This window comes from Bradyrhizobium sp. HKCCYLS1011, assembly GCF_051167795.1.
Classification (GTDB): Bacteria; Pseudomonadota; Alphaproteobacteria; order Rhizobiales; family Xanthobacteraceae; genus Bradyrhizobium.
Genome location: NZ_JBNPTT010000015.1, coordinates 168631 through 186600, shown reverse-complemented (window position 1 = coordinate 186600; position 17970 = coordinate 168631). Strand labels below are relative to the sequence as shown.

At 64.1% G+C, this 17970-nt stretch carries 13 protein-coding genes; 6 read left to right on the top strand and 7 right to left on the bottom strand.

Annotated features, from left to right (window positions below):
- Window positions 1-43: 43 nt before the first annotated feature.
- Window positions 44-1897: a tetratricopeptide repeat protein gene (locus tag ACQR1W_RS37185; protein ID WP_434855421.1), complete on the top strand. Its 1854-nt coding sequence runs from the start codon at window positions 44-46 to the stop codon at window positions 1895-1897.
- Window positions 1898-2135: 238 nt separating this feature from the next.
- On the opposite strand, the gene ACQR1W_RS37180 is transcribed toward ACQR1W_RS37185, so the two are convergent.
- The 3 genes from ACQR1W_RS37180 to ACQR1W_RS37170 all read right to left on the bottom strand — a co-directional run bounded on the left by ACQR1W_RS37180 (window position 2136) and on the right by ACQR1W_RS37170 (window position 6044).
- Window positions 2136-4451, bottom strand: coding sequence for a molybdopterin cofactor-binding domain-containing protein (locus ACQR1W_RS37180; protein ID WP_434855420.1), 2316 nt, complete (start codon window positions 4449-4451; stop codon window positions 2136-2138).
- Window positions 4452-4453: 2 nt separating this feature from the next.
- On the bottom strand, window positions 4454-4906 hold the full coding sequence (locus tag ACQR1W_RS37175; RefSeq protein WP_008970937.1) for a (2Fe-2S)-binding protein: 453 nt from the start codon (window positions 4904-4906) through the stop codon (window positions 4454-4456).
- Between the two features lie 121 nt (window positions 4907-5027).
- Entirely contained in the window at window positions 5028-6044 is a 1017-nt protein-coding gene (locus tag ACQR1W_RS37170; RefSeq protein WP_434855419.1) for a zinc-dependent alcohol dehydrogenase family protein, read from the bottom strand.
- Between the two features lie 202 nt (window positions 6045-6246).
- Here ACQR1W_RS37170 and ACQR1W_RS37165 point away from each other — a divergent pair, with 202 nt between their 5' ends.
- Window positions 6247-7143: a LysR family transcriptional regulator gene (locus ACQR1W_RS37165; protein WP_434855418.1), complete on the top strand. Its 897-nt coding sequence runs from the start codon at window positions 6247-6249 to the stop codon at window positions 7141-7143.
- 78 nt (window positions 7144-7221) lie between these two features.
- On the opposite strand, the gene ACQR1W_RS37160 is transcribed toward ACQR1W_RS37165, so the two are convergent.
- From ACQR1W_RS37160 to ACQR1W_RS37145, 4 genes are all read right to left on the bottom strand, one after another.
- Window positions 7222-8334 (bottom strand): DUF4340 domain-containing protein, encoded by a 1113-nt coding sequence (locus ACQR1W_RS37160; protein WP_434855417.1) that lies wholly within the window; start codon window positions 8332-8334, stop codon window positions 7222-7224.
- Window positions 8331-11270, bottom strand: a complete 2940-nt coding sequence (locus ACQR1W_RS37155; protein ID WP_434855416.1) for a Gldg family protein — start codon at window positions 11268-11270, stop codon at window positions 8331-8333. The genes ACQR1W_RS37160 and ACQR1W_RS37155 overlap by 4 nt, the downstream gene beginning before the upstream one ends.
- On the bottom strand, window positions 11263-12216 hold the full coding sequence (locus ACQR1W_RS37150) for an ABC transporter ATP-binding protein (protein ID WP_434855415.1): 954 nt from the start codon (window positions 12214-12216) through the stop codon (window positions 11263-11265). The genes ACQR1W_RS37155 and ACQR1W_RS37150 overlap by 8 nt, the downstream gene beginning before the upstream one ends.
- Window positions 12217-12727: 511 nt before the next feature.
- The gene (locus tag ACQR1W_RS37145; RefSeq protein WP_434855414.1) at window positions 12728-13531 is read right to left on the bottom strand and encodes a COG4705 family protein; all 804 of its coding nucleotides are present in this window, start codon (window positions 13529-13531) and stop codon (window positions 12728-12730) included.
- Window positions 13532-14382: 851 nt separating this feature from the next.
- On the opposite strand from ACQR1W_RS37145, the gene ACQR1W_RS37140 reads away from it, so the two are divergent.
- The 4 genes from ACQR1W_RS37140 to ACQR1W_RS37125 are packed head-to-tail and all read left to right on the top strand — an operon-like array spanning window position 14383 to window position 17957.
- Window positions 14383-15690, top strand: coding sequence for an MFS transporter (locus tag ACQR1W_RS37140; RefSeq protein ID WP_434855413.1), 1308 nt, complete (start codon window positions 14383-14385; stop codon window positions 15688-15690).
- Complete coding sequence (locus ACQR1W_RS37135; RefSeq protein WP_434855412.1) at window positions 15687-16388, top strand: RibD family protein; 702 nt, start codon at window positions 15687-15689, stop codon at window positions 16386-16388. Before ACQR1W_RS37140 ends, ACQR1W_RS37135 begins: the two co-directional genes overlap by 4 nt.
- Window positions 16389-16396: 8 nt before the next feature.
- Window positions 16397-17692 carry a flavin monoamine oxidase family protein gene (locus ACQR1W_RS37130; protein ID WP_434855411.1) on the top strand — a complete coding sequence of 432 codons (1296 nt, stop codon included), beginning with the start codon at window positions 16397-16399 and terminating at the stop codon, window positions 17690-17692.
- Window positions 17685-17957, top strand: coding sequence for a hypothetical protein (locus ACQR1W_RS37125; RefSeq protein WP_434855410.1), 273 nt, complete (start codon window positions 17685-17687; stop codon window positions 17955-17957). Before ACQR1W_RS37130 ends, ACQR1W_RS37125 begins: the two co-directional genes overlap by 8 nt.
- Window positions 17958-17970 lie beyond the last annotated feature (13 nt).

Below are 17970 nucleotides of genomic sequence, written 5' to 3'. Positions count from 1 at the left end.
ATCGTGTATAGGTTGTGTCCGGAAATTGATTCGTGGCAGACGAATGTTTCGTCAGATCGACCATGCCGCCGCCGAACAAGACGAACTGAGCTTGAATTCGGGGGAGGGTGACATTGCGACGGTCTGCATCGCAGCCGTTGACGAAATGAGGGTAGGGAAGCTCCTTGAGGCTCAGCTCCGCTGTCGGCGCGCCCTCGAAATCCACGCTGAAGAGCCCGAACTCCTGCACTTGATGGCGTTGATTTTCTTGCAAGCCGCCGAATTCGATCGCGTGGTCGAATGGGCATCGCGTGCGATCAGGAAGGCTCCGAGGCCTTCGTACCTGAATACGCTCGGCACTGCCTTACTAAGGCTCGGAAGACAAGAGGACGCTATCCTGGTCTTCGACAAGGCGGTGCAGCTCCAGCCGGATGATGCCGACCTCTGGCAGCACCTCGGCAACACACTTCTCCAAGCCAGGCGTTTGGGTGAAGCACTTCTTTGCTTTCAGCATGCGGTCAACCTCAATCCCGCCGACGCTGATACGGCCTACAAGGCCGGCCTCCTTCTCAAGGAGGAGGGGCGCTTTGACGAAGCTCTTGCGTATCTCGACCGGAGCGCGGAGGCGCGACCGGATCACGCTCCGACATTTGCCTTGCGGGGATTTGTTCGTGCAAGTCTGAAGCGATACGAGCAGGCCATCGGTGATTTTGAACTGGCCATCCGACTGGACCCGGAACATGCGCAAGCCTGCTCGAACCTCGGCAACGCTCTCAAAGCTCTCGGACATCCGGAAAGGGCGCTGGTTTGGTATGACCGATCGCTGGCCCTCAAGCCGGACATCGCGAACGCGACCAACCGAGCGCTCACACTGACGGAGCTCGGACGCTTTCTTGAGGCAGAGGCGGCGTACCAGTATGCGATGAGAATCGATGCTCAAAATCCATCGCTGGTATGGAATCATGCTTTGTTGCAGTTGTTCCGCGGTGACTTCGAAGCCGGGTGGCGGGGGCGTGAGGCGCGCTGGAGTGTTCCGGAGTTCGCGAAAGATTATCCAATGCTCGTCACCCCGATGTGGGCCGGGGAAGAGGCCGTCGCCGGCAAGACGGTTGTCATCTGCCAGACCGAGGGTGTGGGGGACGCGATTCAGTTCGCGCGTTACATCCCGATGCTTGCGGCGCGCGGCGCAAGCATCATTCTCGTCGTCGATCAGGGGCTTTGCCCCCTGCTGTCGGGCTTGGCCGGAGTTTCGCATTGCCTGCCCAAGACGCAGAGGACCGTTATCCCACCTTTCGATTTGCACATCGCGATCGACAGCCTGCCGTTCGCGTTCGGCACCCAATTGGACTCCATTCCCCTGGGGAAGAATTACCTGCCGCCTCCAGAGCCGCACCTTGTGCAGGCCTGGGAAGACCGTCTCGGCCTCCACGAAAAGATGCGGGTCGGCCTTGTCTCGTCGGGTAACCCGAAGCACAGCAACGATCGCAACCGCTCCGTGCCGCTCCGCGTGCTGTCCGGGCTCCTGAATGTCGATGCGCTGTTCGTCAGCTTGCAGAAGAACCCGAGGCCAGAGGATGCCGAGACGCTCCGCGAGCGCGAGGAGATCGTCGATCATACCGCCTTGTTGACGGATTTCGCAGAGACAGCGGCCCTGGTGTCATGCCTGGACCTCGTCGTCACCGTCGATACCAGCGTGGCCCATGTTGCCGGAGCGCTGGGCCGTCCGACCTGGATCCTCCTTCCCTATGCACCGGACTGGCGCTGGCTCCTCGGCCGCGAGGACAGTCCCTGGTATCCGACGGTCCGCCTGTTCAGGCAGACCGAGGCGCGCGAATACGACAGCGTCATCGAATGTGTGCGCCGGGAATTGTCGGCAATGGCCGAAAAATGGAAGCGCACTGCGGACCAATGCAAATGAAGATTGCATGTCTTGGAAAGTGCGCATCGGTTCACATCATTTGAGCTTAGTGAACAACATGTCGCGTCGCATTTGCGAGCTGTTTGAGAGCTCATGCCGCTATGCGCGGATCGCGCCGACAAAAGAAAGCGCTCGACAGCAAACGCTGCGAGCGCTCTGGAGGTGAGCGTCGTCGACCGCTTCTGCCCGGTCGACGAGATTGATCGCGACCTATCTACCGTTCCGGCTGCGTCTCCAATTAGGTTTCCAATTGCTTGCCGATCGGCAACGAGCGGATGCGCTTGCCGGTCGCGGCGAAGATCGCGTTGATCAGCGCCGGCGCGAACGGCGGCACGCCGGGCTCACCGACGCCGCTCGGCGGCGTATCGGGGCCGGGCGGCACGATATGGACGTTGGTCACCAAGGGGGCTTCGTCGATCCGGACCACCGGGAAGTCGTCGAAATTGTTCTGCTGAACCTTGCCGTTCTTGAAGGTGATCTCGCCATATTTGGCGAGGCTCAGCCCCATGATGGCCGCGCCCTCGATCTGCGACTGGATGCGCTCGGGATTGACGTAGGTGCCGCAGTCGATGGCGGTATCAACCCGCGGGACCGTCAGCTTGCCCTTGTCGTCGACGGCGACCTCGACGACAGTCGCGATATAGCTGACGAAGCTGCGGTGCACGGCGATGCCGAGGCCGTGCCCCTTCGGCAGCTGGCGCCCCCATTCGCCTTTGTCGGCGACCACCTCGACAACCTTGCGCAGACGCCCGGTGTCGATCGGATAGCTGTCATAGGGCTCGCCATAGTTCCAGAGGTCCTTGACCGAGCTGAGTTCGACGATCCGCGGGCTTCCGATCAGCGCGAGCAGCATCTCCTTCTGGTCGCGGCCCGTGGCATGGGCGAGCTCGCCGACCATCGACTGCACCGCGAAGGCGTGCGGAATGTTCGACACCGAGCGGAACCAGCCGATGCGGGTATGGGCCACCGCTTCGGGATTCTCGCAGGTGACGTTAGCGATCTCGAACGGCATGTCGACAAAGCCCATGCCCAGCTCGAACGGAGCCTGGTGCACGGTGCCGGCGGCAAAGGTGGAAGCGATGCTCGGAGCCACGCTGCGGTGGCGCCAGGCGATCACCTTGCCGTTCTTGTCGAGGCCGGCCTCGATCCGCTCGGCCGAGACCGTGTGCAGGAAGCCGTGGTGGACGTCGTCCTCGCGGGTCCATTGCACCTTCACCGGCGCGCCGAGCTCCTTCGAGAGCAGCGCGGCCTCGAGCGCGAAGTCGCATTTCGACTTGCGGCCGAAACCGCCGCCCAGCAGCGTCACGTTGACCGTGACGTTCTCCTCGGGGATGTCGAGCGTCTTGGCGGCGTCCTCGCGGGTGCCGCCGGGGCTCTGCACCGGCGCCCAGATCTCGGCCTTGTCGCCTTTGACATCGGCGACGGCGGCCGGCGGCTCCATGCTGACATGGGCAAGATGCGGGATGTAGTACTCGCCGACGATCACCTTGTCGGCGCTCTTCAACGCGGCGTCGGCGTCGCCATCCTGGCGCACGACAAGACCCGGCTTGCGCGAGGCGTCCTCCAGCTCCTTTCTGAAGGCGACCGACTCATATTGGCCGTTCGGTCCATCGTCCCAGACGATCTTCAATGCGTCGCGGCCCTTGATCGCGGCGCCCGTGTTGCGCGCGATCACGGCGACGCCGCCGAGCGGCTGGAATTTCGAGGGCCACGGCCAGCCGCGCACTTCCATCACCTTCTCGACGCCGGAGATCTTCAACGCCTCTGCGGAATCGAACGACACCAGCTTGCCGCCGGTGACCGGCGGGCGTGCAATGACGGCATATTTCATGCCGGGCAGGCGCACGTCGGCGCCGTAGCGCGCCTTGCCGGTCGTGATGTCGTGAAGGTCGACGATGCTGATCTGGCCCTTGGTCAGATAACGGAAATCCTTCGGGTCCTTCAGCTTGAGGCTCTCGATGCTCGGGACCTGTTCCTTGGCCGCATCGGCTGCAAGCGCGCCGAAGCCGAGCTTGCGGCCACTGGCGTCATGGACCACCTCGTGATTGACGGCCTTCACCTCGCTTGCCGGCACGCCCCAGCGCTTCGCCGCGGCCTGCTCCAGCATGATGCGGGCCGAGGCCCCGATCTGTCGCATCGGCATCAGATAATGCCGCGTGCTGCGGGAGCCGTCGGTGTCCTGATTGCCGAACTTGACCTCGTCGCCATGGGCCTGCTGAACCCTCACCTTGGACCAGTCGGCCTCCATTTCCTCGGCCACGATCAGTGGCAGGCTGGTGCGCACGCCGGTGCCCATTTCGGAACGGTGGGCGAGGATGGTCACGACGCCATCGGGCGCGATCGCGACGAAGACGCGCGGATCGACCACCACGCCATGCGGCATCTTGCCGGCGCCAGTTTCATAAGCAAACGCCTGGCGCGACATCAGAGGTGCAGCGAGGACGAAGCCGCCGCTGATGCCGAGACCCTTCAGCACACTGCGACGCGAAACCTTCTCGACTCGGATGCTGCGCTGGAAGCCGCGAAGCTTGCTCGGATTGTCGATGAAATTCATGGTCACACCCCCGTCGATGCGAGATGGACGGCGTTCTCGATCCGCTGATAGCAGCCGCAGCGGCAGATGTTGCCCGACATCGCTTCGCGGATCTGGTCGTGCGACGGTTTGGGATTGTCCATCAGCAGCGCGGCGGCCTGCATGATCTGCCCGGCCTGACAGAAGCCGCATTGAGGAACGTTGACCTGGCGCCAGGCTTTCTGCACGGGATGATCGCCGGTCGGGTGCAGGCCCTCGATGGTCGTGATCTTGCGCCCTGCGACGTCGGCGACCGAGGTGATGCAGGAACGCACGGCGTCCTTGTCGACAAGCACGGTACAGGCACCGCACAGCGCCTGGCCACAGCCGAACTTGGTGCCGGTCAGCCCGGCCTCGTCGCGCAAGTACCAGAGCAGCGGAAGTTCCGGATCACCATCCCAGGTCTGTTCCTGGCCGTTGATTGTTATTTTGATCATGATCGTTTCCCCGAATTCTTTTGTCTTGCGCCGATAATGAACCTTCGCGCAGAGATAGCAACATGGAACTCCCGCAAGCCGACAAGGCCCGGGGTGATGACTGAGTTGTGAGGCTCTGCGATCAAACAGTCAGGATCGTTTTGATCGCGCGCCGCTCGTCCATGGCGCGATAGCCTTCCGCGACGTCTGACAGCGGCAGCTTGAGATCGAAGACCTTGCCGGGCTTGATCTTGCCGCTGAGAACGCGGTCGATCAGGTCGGGAAGGAAGCGCCGGACCGGGGCCGGGCCGCCGAGCATGCGTCGTTGCGCGAAGAACATCGCCTGGCCATCGAACGTCACGCCGTGCGGCACACCGACATAGCCGATGGTCCCGCCCGGACGCGTGCATTCGATCGCCTGCGTCATCGATTGCTGCGTGCCGACGCATTCGAGAACGGAATCGGCGCCGACACCGCGCGTCATATCCTTAATGCGGGCCACGCCGTCCGCGCCGCGTTCGGAGACGATATCGGTCGCCCCGAACTCGCGCGCGAGCCGTTGCCGCGTCTCGTGGCGGCTCATGGCGATGATCCGCTCCGCGCCCAGCTGTCTGGCTGCCAGAACGCCCATCAGGCCGACAGCTCCGTCGCCGACCACGACAGCGGTCGATCCTTCACGCACGTTCGCGGCGTCGGCGGCATACCATCCCGTACCCAGCACGTCGGAAGCGGCGAGCAGATCGGAGATGAGATCATCCGATGGCAGCTCCGCGGTCGCAACGAGCGTGCCGTCCGCCAAGGGAACGCGGGCGTAGGGCGCCTGCGCACCCGACATGAATTCGCGCTGCTCGCATGACGACTGGAAGCCGAAGCGGCAATGCGGGCAGGTGTTGTCCGAAATGCAGAACGAGCCGACGACGAACTGGCCGGGCCGCACCGTCTTCACCTCGCGGCCGACCTCGACGACGACGCCGCAATATTCGTGGCCCATGTGCGCGGGGCCGTCGATCGGCTGCAGACCGCGATAGGGCCAAAGGTCGGAGCCGCAGATGCAGGTGGCGGACAGCTTGATGATGGCGTCGGTCGGTTTGAGGATCTTCGGGTCGTCGACCTGTTCGAATCGAACGTCGCGAGGACCGTGCATGACAGTTGCAAGCATGGGGTAACTCCAATCAGCAGGCTCACGGGAGATGCGCAATCCACGAAGGGATCTCCCCGCGTGGCGGGAGGCCGGCCGACTGAGGAGCAGGCGGCCGGAATGGCCAAGCTAGAGCTTGCGGAGGATCGCGATTAGCCGAAATAGTTCGCTTGAATTAATCGACTGGGAGCATAAATGGGGAACCGCATGGCGGCGCAAATTCATGTCCAACCCAGATTTTAACGATCTCCTGTGGTTTCTGGCGGTTGCCAAGGAGCGCAGCTTCACCAAGGCGGCCGCCAGGCTTGGGATCGCGCAGTCCACGCTGAGTCACACCATCAAGCGCCTGGAGGATCAGATGGGCATCCAGCTCCTGATGCGGACGACGCGGAGCGTCGGGCTGACCGAAGCGGGCGAGCGCTTGCGCCAGTCGCTGGCGCCCCGCATCACGGAAATCGAAGCCGACATCGCGGATCTCATGGCATTCCGCGACAAGCCTTCCGGGCGGATCAGGCTGACGCTGTCGGACCACGCGCTCCGGAGCGTCGTATGGCCGAAACTCAGGCGTGTCCTGGAGAACTATCCTGACATCAAGCTGGAGCTGAATCTGGACAGCGGCTTCCGCAACATTGTCGAGGAGGGCTTCGATGCCGGCGTTCGGCTCGGAGAGAGCGTCGAGAAAGACATGATCGCGGTGCGGATCGGGCCGGATTGGCGACTGGTCGCGGTCGCCTCGCCCCGATACTTCGCTGCGCACGGCGTCCCGGATCATCCCCACGATCTGGTCCGGCACAACTGCATCGGCAGGCGACAGGAAAGGTCCGGCGGTCTCTACGCCTGGGAATTCGGAAAGGGTGGACAGGAGCTTCGCGTCAAGGTCGACGGACAGCTCACCCTGAACAACTCCTACGAAATGATCGATGCAGCCTTGGACGGCTACGGTATCGCCTACCTGCCGGAGAACATCGTCCAGCAGCACATCGCCTCGGGGCAGTTGATCCTGACGCTCGACGAATGGTCGCCGACGTTCGACGGGTACTACATCTATTATCCGAGCCGGCGGCAGAACTCGCCGGCATTCAGGATCATTGTCGATGCACTCCGGCACAAGGCTGGTTGACTGCCGCATGGAGAGCCAGGCCTGAGCAAAGCCGAGATCCGGCGCCGCTTCGGCGCAGCGTGACCGCTGCGCCGCTCGTCAACCGCCATGCCCTGTAGGCGGAGCATCCCCATGCGAGGCCTGGGTGTCGCTCCTGGCGCCCTCAGGGGCAGCCTGCGGCGCAGCGTTCGGGTCGGGTGCCTTGTCCTGTTGTGCCTTGGTCTCTTGTGCCCTGGCCTCCGGCGCCTGGGTCTGCTGGGCTTGGGGCGCGGTCTCCGGCTTGGTTTCGGGCTTCGGCTTCGGGGCTTCGATCAGCGCCGCACGCTTGGCCTCCACGACCGGCTTGATCTTGTCATCGGCGACGCGGAACAAATAGTCCTGCGCCGAGCTTGCAAACAGATAGGAGCCGGCATCCTTTTTGTAGCGATAGGTGACGGAGCTTCCGTCCGCCCGCTTCACAGTGGCCGTGACGTCCGGATCGTCGACCTTGGCCAGCGCGTCCTTGCCCTTGCCTTGAACTGCGTCGAACGGCGGATGCGCGAGCGCGCCCACCAGCGAGTCGATCTTGTCAGCAAGTGGCTTGTCGTCCTGCGTCAAGCCGGCGAGCGTGAACTTGCCGTCCTTGCCGTCGAGCGTGACGTCGCCGACGGCGATGCTGGCGATCTTGTTCCGCGGCGTGTCGAGAAGGCCATGGTTCATCCACGCACCAGCATCGCTCTCGGCATCATAGGCGGCGAAATCCACGACATAGATCGCCGGCGCATCACTGACGCGGGCATGCACCTGGCGATAGGTTGGCGACGTCCCGATCAGGAGTTCGCCGACTTTCGTGCCGCCGCTTGTCAGCACCACGCGGCGGTCATGGACCTTTTCGGTCAGCTTGAAGCGCTCGGCTGCACCTACCGTCTCCGCCACCGGCAAGCCTCTCTTCAAAGCGGCAAGCTGGCTGAGGAAGCTCTCGACCCGGCCCTGGTCGGCCGGGAAGCCGGCAGAGGCGGGGATCACCCATTGGCCGTTCTGCTTGTCCAGCATCACCGCGTGGCCGGCATCATCGTCGATCGCGATCTGATCGATCTTCGCCGGCTCGAATGCAAGCAGCGGGTCCTTGGCGCTGAAGGCGGCGTGATCGGAGCCGGTCCGCGCGATGACGAGCGCCAGTGCGAGCTGTCCGCCCAACAGGGCTGTCAGAAGGAGAACGGTCGGCCGCCTCATGTCGTGGCTCCCTCGATGCCGAGCATATTGAGATATCTGCGCCTGGCGCCGAGGCGCAGCGAGCGGTGCAGGATGTAGACGATGCCGAGCCCCGCCAGGGCCAGCGCGTAGTTGAGATATTCCCAGAACATCTGGCCGCTGCTCTTCATCGGCGCCAGCGTGCGCGAGAACTGGCCGCCGCGGCTGCGCAGCGCGAGCAGCCCGCGATCCTCGAGCGACCAGTCGACCAGGTTCTGGGCGAAATCGACCGGCGCGAGATATTGCGTGCGGTCGACGCTGGAGGCGAGCTGCAGCACGTCATCCGAAAGGAAGGTGCCGGAGCCGATCAGGATCAGGCGCGCGCTCTCGGGCGAGCGGCCGATCACGCCGGTAATGCTGGGCTTGTCGTTCTTGGGCTCGTCCTTGGGCGCGGCCGCGGGCTTCGTTGCCTGCGCGGCGTCGTCTTTGCCCGGCTTCTGCTCCGGTGCGTCCTTGGCCAGTGGCGACGGCTTGCCGGCGAAGAACGAGGTGAACTCGCCCTCCACCATGGCGCCGAGCAGCTGCCGTCCCTCCTTTTCGGGCTCGGGGAAGCCGGTCGCGGGATGCTCGCGGAAATCAGGCACCACATCGGTCGTATCAGCGCTCCATGATTGCGGCGAGCTCTCGATCAGCCGCACCACCTTGCGCTTGCCGGACTTGTCGGGCGTGATCGTCAAAGGCGAGGCCCAGGACAGGGTGAGCTGCTGGATGCCGGCCGAGGGCGCCGCCCCCTGCGCCAGCCCATCGCTGCGGACATCGGCGAAGAACGGATAATCCATCAGCTGGATCTGCCGCACCTTGAGGCCGTCGCCGATGTCACGCTCGGTCGGAATCGGGAACGGTGCGCTCTGCTTGTCGAGCACCATCTTGTCCTCGACCTGCAGGCCCTGGAATTTCAGCCAGTCCTCCAGGCCCGACGGTGTCTTGGTGACCTTGAGATCACCATGCAGCGACGGCTGGTAGGGCGAGGTGGCGACGATCACGGTGCCGCCCTTCATCAGGAACTGATCGACCGCGAACACCTGCTTCTGATCGAGCTGCTCAGGTGAAGCCACGAACAGGATGTCGGCGCGATCCGGCACGCGGCCGTCCTTGAGGTCCGCCGCATCCACCAGCTCGTCTTCCTGCAGCTTCTGCTGCAACAGCTCGAAGGAGGGGCCCCCGGAGCCGCCGGCCATGCCGAGCTGCGGCATAGCTTGAGGTGGCGTGTAGAGCGCCACCGTGCGCAGCGCGCCGGGCGTGAAGCGTTTCAACTCGGCGTCGATATTGCGCTTCAGCCCGTCCTTGTCGAGCGATTCCGGCAGCTGAATTTGCTCCGCCTTGTCGCCGCTCTTCAGGATCAGGTGAAACCAGAAGCGCTTGGGATCGAGTAGCCCGGCGGCCAGCGGCTCCAGGCCGTAATTGTCCTGCAGCATCTTGGCGGTCTGCCCGCCATCGGCGTCGGGATCGATGATCTCCGTCTTCAGCTTGCCGGGCGCCTTGGCCTGATAGTCCTTGATCAGCTCCTCGAGACCGGTCTTCAGCGCCGGCAGCGGATCAGGCAGCTTGTCTTTCGAGATATAGGCTTCCAGCGTCACCGGCTGCGGAATGCTGGCGAGCACGTCGCCGGAGCCGCGATAGCTGTTCAGCACCTTCTTGACGGCGCGCGTGATCGTGTATTCCGGATTGCGCAGGTCGACATTGAGGTCGCCTTCGCCCTCGCCGCGGTCCTTGACCTCGATGAGATCGCGGAAGCCGAGCGTGGTGTATTCGTCGCCATACTTGACCAGGATGTTGAAGTACGAATTCGTCACCGACGCCTGATACTTGCTCGACGTCTGGAACGGCACCGGCTGGATGCCGTAGTGCTTGTTGGCCTCGGCCTCGAGCGCCTGGTTCTGTTGGGGATCGACGAACTCGACCCGCACCTTGCCGTGGCCTGCGATCTCGTACTCTTTCAGGAGATCGCGCAGGCGCGGCACCAGTGGTGCCAGCAGTGGATGGGTCTGGGCGCTGAAATAGCCGCGGATCAGGAGCGGCTCCTGCAGCTGGCGCAGATAGCCGCGGGTCTCGTCCGAAATCGAGTAGATGTGGCCTGAGGTCAGGTCGGCGCGTGCGGCCGTAAGCTGTCCGAGCCACAGATTGCCGGCGACGAGATTGGCGACCGTGAGCGCCGCGACGACACGCCAGCGTCGGTGCTGCGGCTCGCGTCCTTGCGCCGACCAGCGCAGGCTCTCCAGCACATAGAGATTGAGCACAAGGAAGACGCCGAAGATGCTCAGGTAGTAGTAGAGGTCGCGCAGGTCGATGACCCCGCGCGCGATCGACTCGAAGCGCGAGCCGGCGCCGAGCAGTCGCAACAATTCGCCGCCCTCATTGCCCGTCAGCGATGTCAGCGTGCTGGAGCCGAGCAAATAGAACACGCCGCAGATCAGGACCGAGACGATCAGGCTGATCACCTGGTTGTCGGTGCGCGCGCTGACGAACAGGCCGATCGAAATGTAGGCCGAGGCGAGCGCGAGGGCCGCGAGATAGCCGCCCAGCACCGGTCCCCAATCGAGCGGGCCGATCAGCGAGACCGTGATCGGCAAGGGCAGGGTCAGCGCGAGCGCGATCGCCACCAGCGCTAGACAGGCCAGGTACTTGCCGAGCACGAGCTGGAGCGGAGCGACCGGCGAGGTCAGCAGGAATTCCAGCGTGCCGGCGCGCCGCTCCTCGCTCCACATCCGCATGGTCACGGCGGAGACGAAGAAGATCATCAGCACCGGCATCCACTCGAACAGCGGCCGCACGTCGGCGATATCGCGGGCGAAGAAGCGGTCGACCCAGAAGAACAGGAACAGGGAGATCGCGAGGAACGCAGCCATGAAGATGAAGGCGGCGGGCGAGGCGAAGAAGGCGCCCAGTTCCTTGCGGGCGATACGGAGCACATTATGCATTCTGGGTCTCTCGGCTTGCTGCATCAATCGCGGTGATCTCGGCAAACACCGCTTCCAGGTCGCGTTGTTCGGGATGAAGCGCATAGAGGTCGAGGCCGCTGCTCGTGATGGCGCGCGCCACCGCGGGCGCGACCACCTCGGCGCCGTGGCCATTCAGGCGCAGCCCATAGGCGTGCGCGGCGCCCTCCGGCGTCAGCCGGTCCACGCTCTTGACGAGATTGAGCCCGGCGATCAGCGGCTCGACCTTGTCCGGAGGTCCGCTGGTGACGAGGCGCAAGCGGCCGGCGCTGCCGAGTTTGTCCATCCGGGCGTCGAGCGCTAGCCGGCCGCGATTGATCACCAGCACCCGTTCGCAGACGGCACGCACCTCCTGAAGGATGTGGGTGGAGAGAATGACGGTGGCGGTTTCGGCCAGCTGCTTGATCAGGCCGCGCATCTGCGCGATCTGCGCGGGATCGAGGCCGTTGGTTGGCTCGTCGAGGATGACGATCTTCGGCCTGTGCAGGATGGCCTGCGCCACGCCGGTGCGCTGGCGGTAGCCGCGCGACAGGCTGGCGATTGGCTCCGCGGCCTTTTCGGCAAGACCCGTGGCTGCGATGGCGTCCCGCAACGCGCGCGGCCGCTCGCCCGGCGCAATGCCCTTCAGCTCGGCGGCGTAGTCGAGGAACTCGACAACGGTCATCTCCGGATAGAGCGGACAGTTTTCCGGCAGGTAGCCGATCAGCGCCTGCGCCTCGCGCCGCTGCTCGCTGATATCATAGCCGTTGATCGTGGCGGTTCCGGCGGTCGGCTCCAGATAGCCGGTCAACATCTTCATGATCGTGGTCTTGCCCGCGCCGTTATGGCCGAGGAGACCTACGATCTCGCCGTCCCCAACACGGAAGCTGACGTCGTCGACGGCGGTGAATGATCCGTACTTCCGTGTCAGGTTCTGCGCGGAGATCATGGTCGGCATCGCTCCTGAAGTTTGTTGTTGCGGCCTGTTGCGGCTGGCGCGCGCAGGACTCGCGAACATGAGCGTCCGCGAGCCGTCGAGCAGATGGCTCGATCCCGAGCGGAATCGATCCTGCGAACAGGGACTTCGTTGTCACTGAGGGGAGTGCGAGAGCGCGGGGCATGTTGCCGTTGCTGCGCGCTCGGCGGGTCTTCGCGGTTATCCAGAAGAGCACATGGCGGGACAAAGCCTCACGCAAAGCTTCAATTGGCCGGACGAGATCGATGACTGACAAACTCAATCTCGCCCGAGCAGTAATCAAAGGATGGCGGATGAATCAAGCGGCAGGAGATATCTCCGCGCGTTCACATTTGGTCAATTGCGTGTGAGCAGGGTGACCGCGGCGATCGGGATGAGCGCGCCACGTGCCTCGCGGGCGCAACAGTCCGGCGCCGCTGCTCGCGTGTTGCAACGCGACTGCAAGGCTATTCGACAAGCCTATCCGATCAGGCTATCCGACAAGTCACGGCAGCTGCGCTGCGAGGTCGGATCCCGGATGCCGTCCCGGCCTTTGCGGCAGGATCACGATCAGCACAATGATTGCCGCCAGCATCACTCCGGACGCCAAGGGTCGGCTCAGGGCCAGGCCGCCTTGGCTGGTCGGCTTGTCGAGGAAGTCTCCAACCGTCGCGCCGAGCGGTCGCGTCAAGATGAAGGCGGCCCAGAACAGGAACACGCGCGAGACCGTCGTCCAACAAAACAGAGCTGCAAGCAGGACGAGGCCAGCACCGAACACGAGGGCACCGCCGTCATAGCCCAATCCGGTGCCATCAGCGGTCCAATCTCCGAGCGCGGTCCCCAGCGTCTGCGAAAACGTGATCGTCACCCAATAGAAGATCTCCGCACTCGGCGTTGCCACCGTCCGGACATCGATCGATCCGAGCGTCAGGTACCAGGCTGCGAGCGAGCACAGGACCAGGCCGAGCAGGACAGACGAGCCGCCCAAATAGCCGATGCCCAATGATCGATCGAAGAGATCAGCCATAGCCGTGCCCACCGTGGTCGAGGCCACGATGGCCAGCCAGTAGATCCAAGCATTGAAGCGTCGTGTCGCGATCTGGGCGATCACCGCCGCAACGAACACCGCAAGAAAGATGCCGGTGCCGATCAGATAGCCGCCATTTTGAGGATCTTGGTCGGCGTGAAGCCAGGTCATCGTCACCGAGTCGCCGCCGGTTTCACCCAGCGTCGTGGCCAGGATCTTGATCACCCAGAAGCCGAGCGTCACCTCGGGAATTTTGCTCAGGATCGCGTCTTCGCTTGGCATGGTTCCTCCCGCAACGTGCCGAGCGGCGTGAGTGCCGCCGACTCCATCGAAAGCTTCTCGCGCCTTCAACGCAGAAGGCGCGAGAAAGTCACGGCGATGCGGCGCGCTTTGCAGCGTCTCCGGGCGACGGCGGTCGTGCTCGATCAGGGCGCCGCGCTCACATCTTCCCAAGATGACATGCATCGGGCGGCGCTGTTAAGAATGCCCCGAGCTGACGCAAGCATCCGCAATACGACTTCGGAGCGACATTCCAAAATATATCTTTCGTTTTTTCAGAAATAATGCTATCTCTCGCCCGTCCCGCCTCATCGAAGAGGGGCGTACGCGTCGTCACGATACGTGGAGGCGGGATGCGGTGACCGCGATGAGTTGCGAAAGACGAACGCAGCTCTCGTGGACGGTCAAGTCGTGTGGTCCTGGCATCCCGGTGCTGATGTCTGCGCAACGCCTTAGCGTTGTCGCTGCGCAACGCGCCTGGCGCATTGTCGTTACGGGGGCAAGAAAGCCGGTCCCCGGGGAGAGCGCGAAATACGCCGTAAACTCATCGCGCAGGGAAGGCCGGATCATCCGGCTAGACCTGTGGTAACTGCCGCCTGCTTTTTTTCTGCAGGCGGGCCACGGGCCTCAGCCGAGGTCCGGCCTTCCCTGTGCCCTCTCATTTCAAGAGGGCGAGCCTGCCGCAAAGCTCGGGCGCGCATGCGTTGCGAGAATATATCAGCACGCCGATTTGCATTGTACGATGGTGCGCGGGCAAGTAGATCGGAACCGCCTGCCGCGGACGGATTTGATATCGCTTCACGCGTGTGCGGCGAACGTCCAAGGCGTGTGCCGAAGGGAATGGAGATTCGACATTGGCGTTGGCAATCGCAGACGAGCCACAGATCAGCGTCCAACGCGCCGCATTTGCCGCCACCATCGGCAATATGCTCGAATTCTACGACTTCATCACCTATAGCTTCTTCGCCGTCGAGATCGGCCGCACCTTCTTTCCGGCGCAGAGCGCCTATGGCAGCCTGATGCTGTCGCTCGCCACCTTCGGTGCCGGCTTCGTGACCCGGCCGATCGGCGGCATCGTGCTCGGCATTTATTCGGATCGGGTCGGCCGGCGGCCTGCGATGCTGCTCAGCTTTGCGCTGATGGGCGTGGCGATCCTGACCATTGCGCTGACGCCGTCCTATGCCACGATCGGGTTGGCGGCGCCGGTCATCGTGATCCTCGCGCGCATGGTGCAGGGCTTTGCGCTCGGCGGCGAGGTCGGGCCGACCACGGCCTATCTGTTGGAGATCGCTTCGCCCGAAAATCGCGCGCTGGTGGTGGCGTGGCAGCCGACCAGCCAGGAGATCGCCGCCACCGCCGGCGCCCTGGTCGGCGTCGTCCTGAGCAGGGCGATGGCGCCGGAGGCGCTCGACGCCTATGGCTGGCGGATTGCATTCCTGATCGGCGCGGCCTGCTTGCCCGTCGGGCTCTGGATGCGCAGCAGCTTGCCGGAGACCGTCATTCCTGACGCCACCAAAGAGGACGCGCGCACAAACCATCTCCTGCTCGCCGGCCGGCATATCCGCCTGATCGTGCTGGCGCTGATGATCCTGGCGAGCGGCACGATTTCAACCTACGTCACCCAGTACATGACGACCTATGCCAAGACCACGCTGCACGTCGCGGCGGACCTCGCCTTCACCGTGTCGGTCGTGAGCAATGGCCTGCAGATCGCAGGCGCGATTTTGGGCGGCTGGCTGGCCGACCGCTATGGGCGCAAGCCCGTCATGGTCTGGCCGCAACTGGCTGTGCTTGTGCTGACCTATCCAGCCTTCCTGTGGATCGTGAATGCGCCCGGCGCGTGGTCATTGCTGTTCGGCTTCGGCCTGCTGTCGGCGATCGGATCGCTGCCTTACACGGCGTTCTATGCCGCCTTCACCGAAGCTTTGCCGCAGGAGATCCGCGGCGGGGTGTTCGCCACCATCTACGCGGTTGCGATCGCAAGCTTCGGCGGGACCGCCCAGCTCGTGGTGACCTGGCTGCTCCATGTCTCCGGCGATCCGCTGGCGCCGTCCTGGTATCTCCTGCTGGCGGCGGCCGCCGGCCTGGTGGCGATGGCCCTGCTCCCCGAGACTGCGCCGGCCAAGATCGGCCGGGTCGAACTGAATAAGAGGACCGCATGAAGCCGCACGTGATCTGTCTGATGGTCGCAAGCGTCGATGGGCGCACGCTGCACAGCCGCTGGCGTCCGAAGGGGTCGGCTGGCGATCTGTTCGAGCGTGTGCACGATCAGCTCGACGGTGACGGCTGGCTGGTCGGCCGCGTCACCGGCCAGGAGTTCGCCAAGGGCAAATCCTATCCGGCCACGACGGACGCGACTTTCCCGCGAACGCCCTGGTTCGCAAGGCGCGATGCCGACGCCTATGGCGTCGTGCTCGACCCCCACGGCAAGATCGCGTGGGGTCGCTCGGACATCGGTGGTGATCCGATCGTGGTCGTGCTCACCGAGGCGGTGCCGGACGCGCATCTTGCCGGCCTGCGCAGCGAAGGCGTGTCCTACATCTTTGCCGGGCGCACCCAGATCGATCTCGCGTTGACGCTCGACATCCTCAATCGTGACCTCGGTGTGAACAGGCTGCTGCTTGAAGGCGGCGGCGGTGCCAACGGCGCCTTCCTGCGCGCCGGCCTGGTCGATGAGCTCAACCTGATCATCTGTCCGGCGGTCGACGGTGCCAAGGGGGCGCCCAGCGTGTTCGATTCCACCGAGGCGGAAGCTGATCAGCGCGCGCCTGTCGCTGCGATGACGCTCGAAAGCAGCCAGCTCCTGGACGGCGGCGCCATCTTGCTGCGATATAGGCTCGAGAATGAGGCCTCACGATAGCTTCCGGTATGACTCGACCACAATCAGACACCATCATCGTCATCGGAGCTGGGGCTGCCGGCCTGATGGCCGCCCGCGAACTGGCCCGCGCGGGCAGGCGGGTGACCATCGTGGAAGCACAACACAGGTGCGGAGGGCGTATCCATACACTTGCTGAGGCAAGCTTCGGATACAGCGCGGCAGCCGGTGCCGAATTCGTGCACGGCGAGGCCTCGGTCACGCACGGCCTGCTGCGCGAGGCCGGGCTCGCCTTGCGTCCTGTCGACGGCCGGAGATGGACGGCCCACGACGGGCAGTTCCTGTTGCAGGAATCCTGGGACGTTGATCAGGCCGCGCTGCAGGATGCGTTGCGGCAATTGACTGACGACTTGCCGATAGCCGAGTTTCTGCGGCGGCATTTTGCCGGCGCGCAATATGACCGGTTGCGGCACAGCGTGCAGCGCATGGTCGAAAGCTACGACGCGGCCGAGCCGGAACGAGCCAGCACCTTCGCGCTGCGTGAGGAGTGGATGGGGGGCGGACAAAGCCGGCAGGCCGGCCGCATCGTCAGCGGCTATGGGGCGCTGATCGATTTCCTCGTCGCGGAGTGCCGCAAGCATGGGGTTGCGCTCCATCTCGGCTGTCCGGTGGCGGGAATCGAAGCGGATGACAGGGGCGTCCGGGTTCGCTGCGAAAATGGCGATCATCACGAGGGCGATGCTGTCATCGTCACCGTTCCGATCCCGCTGCTGACGAGCATCGCGATGCCGGCGCCGGAACGCGACAGGATCTCGGCTGCCGCCGATATCGGCTTCGGCAACGTCATCAAGATCCTGTTGCGCTTCGAAAGGCGCTGGTGGCTCGAGCAGCGAAAGGATCTCGCCGATCTGATGTTTCTGCTGTCGGAGGCTCGGATCCCGGTGTGGTGGACACAGTATCCGACCGATCGTTCGGTGCTCACCGGCTGGTTCGCCGGTCCCAAGACTGCCGCTCTGGCTGATCTCGATGCGGATGATCTGGTCGACGTCGGGCTTGCCTCGCTCGCTGGGATCTTCGATCGCGAGCCTGAGCAGCTGAGGCAGATGCTGACAGCTGCCTACGCGATCAACTGGGCGCGCGATCCGTTCGCGCGTGGCGCCTATTCCTACGCGACACCCGGCACGCGTGCGGCGCAGGCGAGGCTCTCGGAGGCGGATGGCCGGCCGATCCATTTTTCCGGCGAGGCGCTCTACCGCGGAGCGGAGATGGGGACGGTCGAGGCTGCGCTGGCGAGCGGCCTGGGGACGGCGCGGAGCATTCTTCAAGCGGGAGATCGAGGTGACTGAACTGGAAAAGGCCGAGCATTTCCTGAGTGTGTTGACATCAGCGCAAGCGGCTGCACCGCAGACCGCGTTGCAGCTCCTGAACGGCGTGATCGGTCTGGCGAAGAGCGCAGGCGGCACTGAGTCGATGGAGGTCGATGAAGCGCGTGCCAGCGCGTTGCTCGCGATCTGCGAGGTCGGCAAGGCGCTGCATCGCGGGCAGCCGACCGAGGCGCTGTTTGCGAAGGCCTTTACCGCGACCGAAGGCTGGGTGAGCTTGGTCCGATGAGCGGCTTTTATCA

Excerpts from the sequence above, each read along its gene's own strand:
- ACQR1W_RS37170 (WP_434855419.1), bottom strand. The coding sequence starts at position 6,044 with ATGCTTGCAACTGTCATGCACGGTCCTCGCGACGTTCGATTCGAACAG.
- ACQR1W_RS37145 (WP_434855414.1), bottom strand. The coding sequence starts at position 13,531 with ATGCCAAGCGAAGACGCGATCCTGAGCAAAATTCCCGAGGTGACGCTC.
- ACQR1W_RS37130 (WP_434855411.1), top strand. The coding sequence starts at position 16,397 with ATGACTCGACCACAATCAGACACCATCATCGTCATCGGAGCTGGGGCT.
- ACQR1W_RS37150 (WP_434855415.1), bottom strand. The coding sequence starts at position 12,216 with ATGATCTCCGCGCAGAACCTGACACGGAAGTACGGATCATTCACCGCC.
- ACQR1W_RS37180 (WP_434855420.1), bottom strand. The coding sequence starts at position 4,451 with ATGAATTTCATCGACAATCCGAGCAAGCTTCGCGGCTTCCAGCGCAGC.
- ACQR1W_RS37165 (WP_434855418.1), top strand. The coding sequence starts at position 6,247 with ATGTCCAACCCAGATTTTAACGATCTCCTGTGGTTTCTGGCGGTTGCC.
- ACQR1W_RS37160 (WP_434855417.1), bottom strand. The coding sequence starts at position 8,334 with ATGAGGCGGCCGACCGTTCTCCTTCTGACAGCCCTGTTGGGCGGACAG.
- ACQR1W_RS37185 (WP_434855421.1), top strand. The coding sequence starts at position 44 with ATGTTTCGTCAGATCGACCATGCCGCCGCCGAACAAGACGAACTGAGC.
- ACQR1W_RS37135 (WP_434855412.1), top strand. The coding sequence starts at position 15,687 with ATGAAGCCGCACGTGATCTGTCTGATGGTCGCAAGCGTCGATGGGCGC.
- ACQR1W_RS37155 (WP_434855416.1), bottom strand. The coding sequence starts at position 11,270 with ATGCATAATGTGCTCCGTATCGCCCGCAAGGAACTGGGCGCCTTCTTC.
- ACQR1W_RS37175 (WP_008970937.1), bottom strand. The coding sequence starts at position 4,906 with ATGATCAAAATAACAATCAACGGCCAGGAACAGACCTGGGATGGTGAT.